The organism is Streptomyces sp. MBT65 (assembly GCF_016612545.1).
Lineage (GTDB): Bacteria > Actinomycetota > Actinomycetes > Streptomycetales > Streptomycetaceae > Streptomyces.
Genome location: NZ_JAENRY010000302.1, coordinates 1 through 8,920, shown reverse-complemented (window position 1 = coordinate 8,920; position 8,920 = coordinate 1). Strand labels below are relative to the sequence as shown.

The following is an 8,920-nucleotide window of genomic DNA, read 5'->3' as shown; positions in this document are numbered from 1 at the left end:
CCCCGGCCCCCGGACCGGCACCCCTGACGAAGGAGACCTGATGAGCCCCACCCGAGCCCGAGCAGTGCGCTTCGACGAGTACGGCGACCGTGCCGTCCTCCATGTCACCGAGGTGCCGATTCCCCGACCCGCCGCAGGAGAGGTCCTCGTCGAGGTACGGGCGGCCGGCATCAACCCCGGGGAGGCGGCGATCCGTTCGGGCGCGATGCACGCGATGTTCCCCGCGACCTTCCCGTCCGGCCAGGGCAGCGACCTCGCCGGCGTCGTCACCGAACTCGGCGAGGGCGTCGGCGACTTCGGCCTCGGCGACGAGGTCCTCGGCTTCTCCTGGCAGCGCTCCAGCCAGGCCACCCACGTCGTCGTACCGGTGTCACAGCTCATCCTCAAGCCACAGGCCCTGAGTTGGGAGGTCGCCGGTGCCCTCTACGTCGTCGGCTGCACCGCGTGGGCCGCCGTCGAGGCGGTCGCGCCGAAGCCCGGTGAGACCGTCGCCGTCTCGGCCGCGGCCGGCGGTGTGGGCACCGTCGTCGTCCAACTCCTCGCCGTACGCGGCGCGCACGTCCTCGGCATCGCCTCGCCCGCGAACGTCGACTGGCTCACCGAGCACGGCGCGACCCCGGTCCCGTACGGCGACGACCTCGCCGGTGCGCTTACCGCGGCGGCGCCCGACGGAATCGACGCCTTCATCGACCTCTTCGGCCCCGACTACGTCCAACTCGCCGTGGATCTGGGCATTTCCAGGGACCGGATCGAGACGATCATCTCCTTCCAGAAGGCCCAGGAACTCGGCACCAAGAGCGCGGGCAGTGACGGCGCCTCCACCCGGGAGGTCCTCACCGAGATGGCCGACCTCGTCGCGTCCGGCCGTATCGAGATTCCCATCGCCGCGACCTACCCGCTCGACGACGTCCGCGACGCGTTCGCCGAACTCGAGAAGCGGCACACCCGCGGAAAGATCGTCCTCATTCCCTGACGTGACCCGACCTCACTTGCTGCCGCGCAGCGCCGACGTCGTCTTCCCGGTGCGCTCGCGCAGGAGCACCCTCAGCGTGTTCGGGTGCTCATAGCCGACCTTCCTGGAGATCGTCTCCAGGGAGAGGCCGGTGGTGCGCAGGAGATGCGAGGCACGTTCGATCCTCAGGTCCTGCACGAACCGGATGGGGGAGGTCCCGACGGTGCGCCGCACGGAACGCTGGAGGGTCCGCTCGCTGACACCGATGGCTCTGGCCGCTTCGGGGATGCTGATGGGCTCGGCCAGATGCTCGCGGGCCCAGACCTCGAAGGCCGCGACGGTGGGATCGCTCTGGGCCAGCGCGCTGGGAATCGTGTACGCCGCCTGCGACGGGCGCTCGTCGACCACGAGATACCGGGCGACCAGATCGGTGAGCGCGGGGCTGCCGGCCCGGACGATCGACAGCGCGAGGTCGACATGGCCGAAGGCCGCGCCGGCGGTGGTGACGCCCTCGCAGTCGACGACCATCCGGCTGTGATCCAGCTCGACCTTGGGATACCGGTTCCGGAACGCCGGCGACAGCCACCAGGTCGTCGTGGCGCGCAGCCCGTCCAGCACACCCGCCTCGGCCAGCAGGAAGGTACCCGCGCACGCCGAGGCAACGGCCGTACCACGAAGGCGAGTTCGTGCGATCAGCTCCCGCACGGGCAGGGACGCCTCGCCACCGACATGGGCGAGCAACGCCGAAGCGTCGCTCGCCGCGAGTGCCGGTACGACCAGGAGGTCGGCGGCGTCGGCGGCCTCGAGCGGCTCAGGCGCCACGAGGAATCCCGCCCCCGTCCGCACCTGCGGAGCCGGGCCGACCAGGGTCACGTTCCAGGTGGGCGACGAGTCGTGGATCTGACCGCCCAGCGCGTTGGCGTTGCTCAGCACGTCGAGGATCGCCGAGAGCCCCGAGTCGAACACCCCGTCGTAGACCACCACCGCTACCCGCATGGCGGAAACACTATCAACGGTGTCGTTTCTGCCACTGATGTGATCACCGGGCGCCGCCATAGGTTCGTTGTGCGCCGGGAGCCCGGTGGTTCGTGTGGTTCACGCGGTTCGTATGCAAGGAGTGGTCACAGTGAAGGTCGGTCTGTTGGTACGCGTCGAGGCCAAGCCGGAGTACGCCGACGAGGTGGAGGCCCTGCTGCGCGGCGCCCAGGAGTTGGCCGAGCAGGAAGAGGGCACGGTGACGTGGTTCGCGTTCCGCGAGAGCGCCACCGTCTTCGGGGTGTTCGACACCTTCGAGGACGAGGAAGGCCGCCAGGCACATCTGACGGGCCGGATCGCCGCCGCCCTGGGAGAGGCCGCGCGGACGAAGCTCGGCGCGCCGCCGGTGATCGCCCCGGTGGACCTGCTGGGGGCCAAGTTCTCCTGACCGGGAACGGCCGCCGTCCCGGTACAGCCAACGGCCGGGACGGCCGCCCCGCCGTCAGCGGCGCAGTCCCAGCGCGGCGCGCCCCGCGTATCGCGCCTGGTCGCCCAAGTCCTCCTCGATCCGCACGAGTTGGTTGTACTTGGCGGTGCGGTCGGAGCGGGACAGCGAACCGGTCTTGATCTGGCCGCAGCCGGTGGCGACGGCGAGATCGGCGATGGTGGTGTCCTCGGTCTCGCCGGAGCGGTGCGACATCACGACGGTGTAGCCCGCGCGGTGGGCGGTGGCGACGGTGGCCAGGGTCTCGGTGAGGGTGCCGATCTGATTGACCTTCACCAGGATCGAGTTGGCGATGCCGTCGCGGATACCGGCGGTCAACAGCGTCTCGTTGGTGCAGAAGACGTCGTCGCCGGTGAGCTGGCAGCGCGCGCCGAGCCGCGCGGTCAGGTCTCGCCAGCCGGCGTGGTCGTCCTCGGCCATCGGGTCCTCGATCGACGCGATCGGGTAGCGGCCGACCAACTCGGCCAGGTAGTCGGCGTGTTGGGCGGGGGAGCGACGGACGCCCTCGCCGGTGTAGTCGTAGACGCCGTCGTGGAAGAACTCCGACGTGGCCGGGTCCAGGACGAGGGTGATGTCGGTGCCGGGCTTGTAGCCGGTCTTCTCGATGGCGTGGACGACGAACTCGAGGGCCTCGTCGGCGGTGCGCAGGTCGGGGGCGAAGCCGCCCTCGTCGCCGACGTTCGCACTGTGGCCGGCGGCGAGCAGGTCGCGGCGCAGGGTGTGGAAGACCTCGGAGCCCATCCGGACGGCCTCGGCGAAGGTGGCCGCGCCGATCGGGGCGATCATGAACTCCTGGAAGTCCAGCGGGTTGTCGGCGTGGGCACCGCCGTTGACGATGTTCATCATCGGCACCGGCAGCAGCCGGGCGTCGACGCCGCCGATGTAGCGGTACAGGGGCAGTCGATGGGCGGCCGCGGCGGCCTTGGCGGTGGCCAGGGAGACCCCGAGCAGGGCGTTGGCGCCGAGGCGCGACTTGGTGTCCGTGCCGTCCAGCTCGATCATGGTCCGGTCCACGGTCGCCTGGGCCTCGGCGTCGAGTCCGATCACGGCGTCGGCGATGCTCTCGTTGACGGCGTCGACGGCGCGCCGAACTCCTTTGCCGTGGAAGCGTGTTGGGTCCCCGTCGCGCAGTTCGACGGCTTCCCTGGCGCCAGTGGAGGCGCCCGAGGGGACGGCGGCCCGGCCGAGCGATCCGTCCTTCAGTTCCACGTCCACCTCGACGGTGGGATTGCCCCGGCTGTCGATGATCTCCCGTGCGACGACCCGGCTGATGGCGGTCACGGTGCAACTCCTCACGCAGGGCCCGCGTCCCGGACGTCGGCGGGCGGTAAGTTCCATTCGGAAACAAAGTGAGTCCTGAAAGAGAACCTACTATGGGCGCATGAGGAAGCACAACGCCGACGAAACCTGCGGCATCGCCCAGGCCGCCGTGGTCATGGGGGACTGGTGGAACGTCCTGATCCTGCGGGAGATCGCCCGCGGCCACGTCCGCTTCGACGCGCTGGCCGCCGAGATCGGCCTGTCCCGCAACGTCCTCACCGAGCGCCTCGGCCGGCTCGTCGCCCAGGGCGTCCTGCGCCGCAGCCTCTACCAGCGGCGCCCGGTGCGCTACGAGTACGTACTCACCGACGCCGGTCTCGCGCTGCTGCCGCTGCTCGTCGCGATGCAGGACTGGGGCGACCGATGGGGGCTCGGTGACGGCAGCCTCACCGCGACGGCGGCAGAGGACAGTGCCGAACACGCCCGCGTGCACGCCCTGCCCGGCACCCGACTGCCCGAGGACCTTCGACTCCCCGGCACCCAGGGCACCGACCTGCCCGTCATCGCGCCGGACGCCACCGCGACCGTGCTGTTCACCTACCCCGGCACAGGCATCGGATGGGGCGAGCCGCCGATCCCCGGGGCCGAGGGCTGCACCCTGGAGAACCGGCTCTTCCGCGACGCCTGGCCCGACTTCCGCCGGGCAGGCGTGGACATACGCGGAATCAGCACCCAACTCCTGCACGAACAGGCGGAGTTCGCCCGGGCCGAGGAGATCCCGTACGCCCTTCTCTCCGACGCCCAGCACCAACTGGGCGCGGCCCTACGGTTGCCGACCTTCCGAGGCGCCGGCCGGCTGCGCCACAAACGCCTGATCCTGATCGTCGACGCCGAACGGACCGTACGACACGCCCTGTTCCCGGTCGACGACATCCCGCACGCGGTCGCCGAGAGCCTACGACTGGCCGCCGACCGCGCTCGTGCCGTGTGAGGCCGTCGGGAGGTGCCTAGGCGAATCCGCCGTTGCTCATGAGGAGTTGGCCGTTGATCCACTGGCCTTCCGGCGAGCAGAGGAAGTCGACGAGGTGGGCGGTGTCCCGCGGGGTGCCGAGGCGGTTGAGCGGCGTCTGTCGGAGCACCTGCGCACGGCCCTCGTCGGTCATCCAACCGGTGTCCACCGGGCCGGGGTTGATGACGTTGGCGGTGATGCCGAGGTGGGCGAGTTCTTGCGCGGCGGCCAGGGTGATGCGGTCCAGGGCGCCCTTGCTGGCGCCGTAGGGAAGGTTGCCGACGGTGTGATCGCTGGTGAGGGCGATGATCCGGCCGGTGCCAGGGGCCGCTGCGAACCGGCGGCCGTACTCGCGGATCAGCAGCCAGGTGGCGCGGGCGTTGACCGCGAAGTGCCGGTCGAAGCTCTCCACGGTGGTGTCGAGGATGCCGGAGTCGACCGACTCGCAGTGACACATGACCAGGGCCGTGACCCCGCCGAGGTCGCGTTCGACCTCGTCGAAGACGCGGGCCGGAGTGTCCGGGTCGGCGAGGTCCGCCTCAACTGCCGTGGTTGTGGCGCCGTGTTGGGCGAGAGCGTCGGTGATGGCCGAGGTCGCGCCGGACTCGGGGCCCCAGGCCATGCGTTCGTCGTAGGGAGTCCAGTAGGTGAAGGCGACGTCCCAGCCGGAGGCCGCCAGCCGACGGGCGACACCCGCGCCGATGCCGACGGTGCGTCCGACTCCGGTGATCAGGGCGAGCGGGCGGGCAGGTGGGTCAGCGGGGCGCGGTGTCATGGTCCGAGATCGTTCATGACCGGAATCGGATCGGCAACTGCCTTCTCCGCAGGGCTACTTCCACATGGCGGCTTCGGTGGAGGTGCCGCCGATGACTCCTCGGCGGCCATGACGACGGCGGCCAGATCCGTTCCGGCTCGCAGCAGCCCTACGGTCCGTAGCGCGATGTCGTCGAGACGCTCCCGCAGGACGCGTCGGGCCTCTTCCGTGCCGTCGAGTTGATACAGGGACCCCACGATCTCGCGCACCGCGGAGATGCCGTAACCGGTGCTGCGGAGAGCCGTGACGATGCGGGCCGCCCTGATCGCGGAGAGGTCGTAACGGCGTGCCCGCAGTGAGGTCACGCGTTCGGGGCTGACGAGCCCTTCCTGTTCCCAGAACCGCAGGGTCGAAGGGCGCACCCCGAGTGCTCTGGAGAGTTCGGTGATCGTCATCGCGTCGCTGTCCTGCGCCGACTCCTGCTCGAACTCCGGTGTGTCCGCTTCGCTTTGGATCGCCCGCAAGGCCTCTTGGGCGCGCAGGGCCTCCGCGCGCTCCCGCGCCAGCCGCACATGGACCTCGTTGATCGCCGAGGCCGCCTCCGTGATCGTCCCCGTGAGCAGCTCGGCGAGCAACTGCCTTGCTGCGACAGGCCCGACGGCACCTGCGAGTCCTCGATAGGCCCGAAGGGCGTGGAGGTGCAGCGGTGTGTAGGAACGGTATCCGTTGCTCGACCGGGTTGCCGGAGGGATGACGCCCAGCCGTTCCAGGTCGCGCACCTGCTGCACCGAGTATCCCGACTCCCGTGCGACATCGGCGGTCCTGAGCGGTCCCCGTCGCGGAGCACTCACCGGATCGTCCATCGATCAACCCCACATAAGCACTTGAAGGTCATGCTCGAACCATGAGTATGAGCATGGAACACATCCTCGCGACCGTACGAGCCTTCACCGGCGCGCTCGTGGTCGTACCGGAACCGGGCGGCGACTTCCCCGAACTCGCCTGGGGCGACGCCTTCTTCTACTACGCCCCCGACGGTCGAATGCCGCGGCACGTCCAGCCGTACGGCACCGTCGTCACCAAGGACCTCCCCGGCGATGCCGCTTCCGACCTCGATCCTCCGGGCCGTTGGCGCGTGAACATCCACGTCGGCCGTACGACGTTTCGCGACCTCACGGGGGAGGAGCCGCGCGGCCTCGTCCGGACGCGCGACTTCATGGTCACCGACAGCGTGCTGCCGCACCCGGTGTACGGGGCGCTCGGCTGGGTCTGCGTCGTCAATCCCGGTGACAGGACAGGGGAGTTGGTGGTGGAGCTGCTGCGTGGGGCGCATGGCGACGCCCTTGCCAGGCTTGCGCGTAGGGATGAGCAGGGAGGCTGACACATGTCTTGAACATCCGTGCTCCTGTGGGCAGTTGGAGTGGATCTCGGGGCGGGCATTGTTGCCCTGGAGGATCTGGTGGAGGGGTCGGGTCGGCGGTTGATCAGCGATGATCACGATTCCAGGCCAGGAAGTGAGCACGTACACGCCCGAGACGAAGTCCGACCACAAGATGCCGTAACCCGGCGTACCTCGGTGAGCAGCCCCGCAGTCCGATCACGTCCTCGGTGTCATCCCCGGAAGTCCCCGGTGCACCGTCTACCGTGACGTCACCCTGGAGATGGCGGACCTGCTGCTGCGGGACGTGCGCAACAAGGTGGACGGCGCCCGGGAGAAGGACGTCACCGATCTGATCGACTGCTTCCTCATGGACGTCGCGTCGATCGCGGCGACCAACGACAACCGTATGCGCGGCATGCCGATCCTGGGCAACACCGAGGGCGAGACGATCCGGACGGACATCGCGGCGGTGTACAACGCCTACAAGGCCCGCCTCACCCAGGACCTGCCGCTGGAACGGCAACCGATGAAACCCCTGTTCCCGCCGGAGAAGACCCCGGAAGCCGTCAAAGCCGACTTCAACACTCTCCTGAAGCGGATCGCCAAGGGCAGATTCTGGGCCTGGAGCATCGACAACGGCGAATGAGCCACGACACCGACACCGACACCGGACGGCGAGCCGCGCACCGGAATTTCACAGCCCGAGCCGTCCGGAGTATCGGACATCCCACATGTCCACTGTTACGATTCAGTAGCTCTCGCCGCTCGCTCGGACGCCCCCCCCATCAGGACTGTCCAAGATCTTCCACAGGAGACCCCCATGGCGCGCAGGACCGCCCGTGTGACGGCGACCGACGTCGCCAAGGAGGCAGGGGTCTCGCAGACGACCGTCAGCTATGTGCTGAACGACGTGTCGCACCAGAAGATCTCTGATCAGACCCGGCGCAAAGTCCTCGACGCGGTGGCGAAACTGGGCTACGAACCGTCGGCCGCCGCACGCGCCCTGCGGCTGGGCCGCAGCGACCTGGTGCTGCTGTTCCTCCCGGACGTTCCCGTCGGCGGCACCCTGACCGCCCTGGTCGAACTGCTCGGTGACGAACTGGAGCGGCACGGACTGAACCTCGTCACCCGGCGCGAACGGCACTCCCCGCTCAAGTCGCTGTGGCGTGAGCTCATGCCGGCTGCGGTGATGACGACGTTCGAGGTCGCCGCCGACGACGTGGCCAGCATGCGAGCGGCCGGAATCCACGTGGTCAGCACCGGGATGGGCCCCGAGGTCGCCCCGGGCGTACTGACCGTTCCCCAGACCCTGATCGGTTCGATGCAGGTCGAGCGGCTCGCCGCGACGGGACACACACGCATCGGGTACGCCGCTCCCGGGGATCCCCGACTCGTCGACTTCCTGGCGCTACGGCTCGACGGTGCGCGCGCCGCCTGCGCGGAGCGAGGTCTTGAGCCGCCGGTCGTGCTGGAGGTGCCCCTCGACATCTCGGCGGCCGCCGCGGCGGCGGAGCAATGGCACTCGGCGGTCCCCGCCGTCACGGGAGTGTGCGCGTACAACGACGAGACGGCCTTCGCCCTCCTCGCGGGTATGCGCAGAGTGTGCCTCTCCGCCCCCGGCGACCTGGCCGTGATCGGCGTCGACAACGACAAGTTGGCACCGTTCGCGGTACCGCCCCTGACGACGATCGACAACAACCTCGATGTCGCCGTGGGCCGCATCGCCCGCATGATCGTCGGTGGAGTGACCGGCCAGTCCCAGCCACAGGCACCCCAGGTGACTCCGTTGACCCTGGTGGTACGCGAGTCCGCGTGACGCGGCCCGGGATGGCGCAGGCGAGACCGGGTTTGCCGAGCCGCGAGTCAGCCTGACGTGGGATGAGATGAGCCTGCGCATGTGAGGCCGGGTCTGGGCAAGCCGCGGGTCCGCCTGACAGGGGACGGGTCTGGGCAGGCGGGGTCGGTCCCGCGCAAGCCGTGAGTCCGCCCGACGTGGGTTGGACCTGCGCAAGCGGGGCCGGTTCTGCGTGAGTCGGTAGTCCGCCCGACGCGGGATGGGCCTAGGCAGGCGGGACCGGTCCCGC

The 8,920-nt window shown here is 69.6% G+C and carries 10 protein-coding genes; 6 read left to right on the top strand and 4 right to left on the bottom strand.

Features of this window, described 5'->3' with window-relative positions:
* The first annotated feature begins 40 nt into the window (after positions 1–40).
* Entirely contained in the window at positions 41–973 is a 933-nt protein-coding gene (locus tag JHN63_RS41775; RefSeq protein ID WP_200690353.1) for an NADP-dependent oxidoreductase, read from the top strand.
* Positions 974–985: 12 nt separating this feature from the next.
* Here JHN63_RS41775 and JHN63_RS41770 read toward each other — a convergent pair whose 3' ends face one another.
* Complete coding sequence (locus JHN63_RS41770) at positions 986–1,948, bottom strand: GlxA family transcriptional regulator (RefSeq protein ID WP_200690352.1); 963 nt, start codon at positions 1,946–1,948, stop codon at positions 986–988.
* 130 nt (positions 1,949–2,078) lie between these two features.
* Between JHN63_RS41770 and JHN63_RS41765 the strand changes: the two genes are divergently transcribed.
* Positions 2,079–2,375 (top strand): putative quinol monooxygenase, encoded by a 297-nt coding sequence (locus JHN63_RS41765; RefSeq protein ID WP_200690351.1) that lies wholly within the window; start codon positions 2,079–2,081, stop codon positions 2,373–2,375.
* Between the two features lie 54 nt (positions 2,376–2,429).
* On the opposite strand, the gene eno is transcribed toward JHN63_RS41765, so the two are convergent.
* Positions 2,430–3,713 (bottom strand): phosphopyruvate hydratase, encoded by a 1,284-nt coding sequence (gene eno, locus JHN63_RS41760; RefSeq protein ID WP_200690350.1) that lies wholly within the window; start codon positions 3,711–3,713, stop codon positions 2,430–2,432.
* A gap of 100 nt (positions 3,714–3,813) precedes the next feature.
* On the opposite strand from eno, the gene JHN63_RS41755 reads away from it, so the two are divergent.
* Positions 3,814–4,683 carry a winged helix-turn-helix transcriptional regulator gene (locus JHN63_RS41755; protein WP_200690349.1) on the top strand — a complete coding sequence of 290 codons (870 nt, stop codon included), beginning with the start codon at positions 3,814–3,816 and terminating at the stop codon, positions 4,681–4,683.
* Between the two features lie 16 nt (positions 4,684–4,699).
* Here the strand turns inward: JHN63_RS41755 and JHN63_RS41750 are convergent, their stop codons facing one another.
* A complete protein-coding gene (locus tag JHN63_RS41750; protein ID WP_200690348.1) occupies positions 4,700–5,476 on the bottom strand; it encodes an SDR family oxidoreductase in 777 nt (258 codons plus the stop codon).
* Positions 5,473–6,318 (bottom strand): MerR family transcriptional regulator, encoded by an 846-nt coding sequence (locus JHN63_RS41745; protein ID WP_200690347.1) that lies wholly within the window; start codon positions 6,316–6,318, stop codon positions 5,473–5,475. The genes JHN63_RS41750 and JHN63_RS41745 overlap by 4 nt, the downstream gene beginning before the upstream one ends.
* Positions 6,319–6,371: 53 nt before the next feature.
* Between JHN63_RS41745 and JHN63_RS41740 the strand changes: the two genes are divergently transcribed.
* The 3 genes from JHN63_RS41740 (at position 6,372) to JHN63_RS41730 (ending at position 8,652) form a co-directional block, all read left to right on the top strand.
* Positions 6,372–6,836 carry a DUF6194 family protein gene (locus JHN63_RS41740; RefSeq protein ID WP_200690354.1) on the top strand — a complete coding sequence of 155 codons (465 nt, stop codon included), beginning with the start codon at positions 6,372–6,374 and terminating at the stop codon, positions 6,834–6,836.
* A 280-nt stretch (positions 6,837–7,116) separates the two neighbouring features.
* Positions 7,117–7,482, top strand: a complete 366-nt coding sequence (locus tag JHN63_RS41735) for a hypothetical protein (RefSeq protein ID WP_200690346.1) — start codon at positions 7,117–7,119, stop codon at positions 7,480–7,482.
* 174 nt (positions 7,483–7,656) lie between these two features.
* Entirely contained in the window at positions 7,657–8,652 is a 996-nt protein-coding gene (locus JHN63_RS41730; RefSeq protein ID WP_200690345.1) for a LacI family DNA-binding transcriptional regulator, read from the top strand.
* Positions 8,653–8,920: the final 268 nt, after the last annotated feature.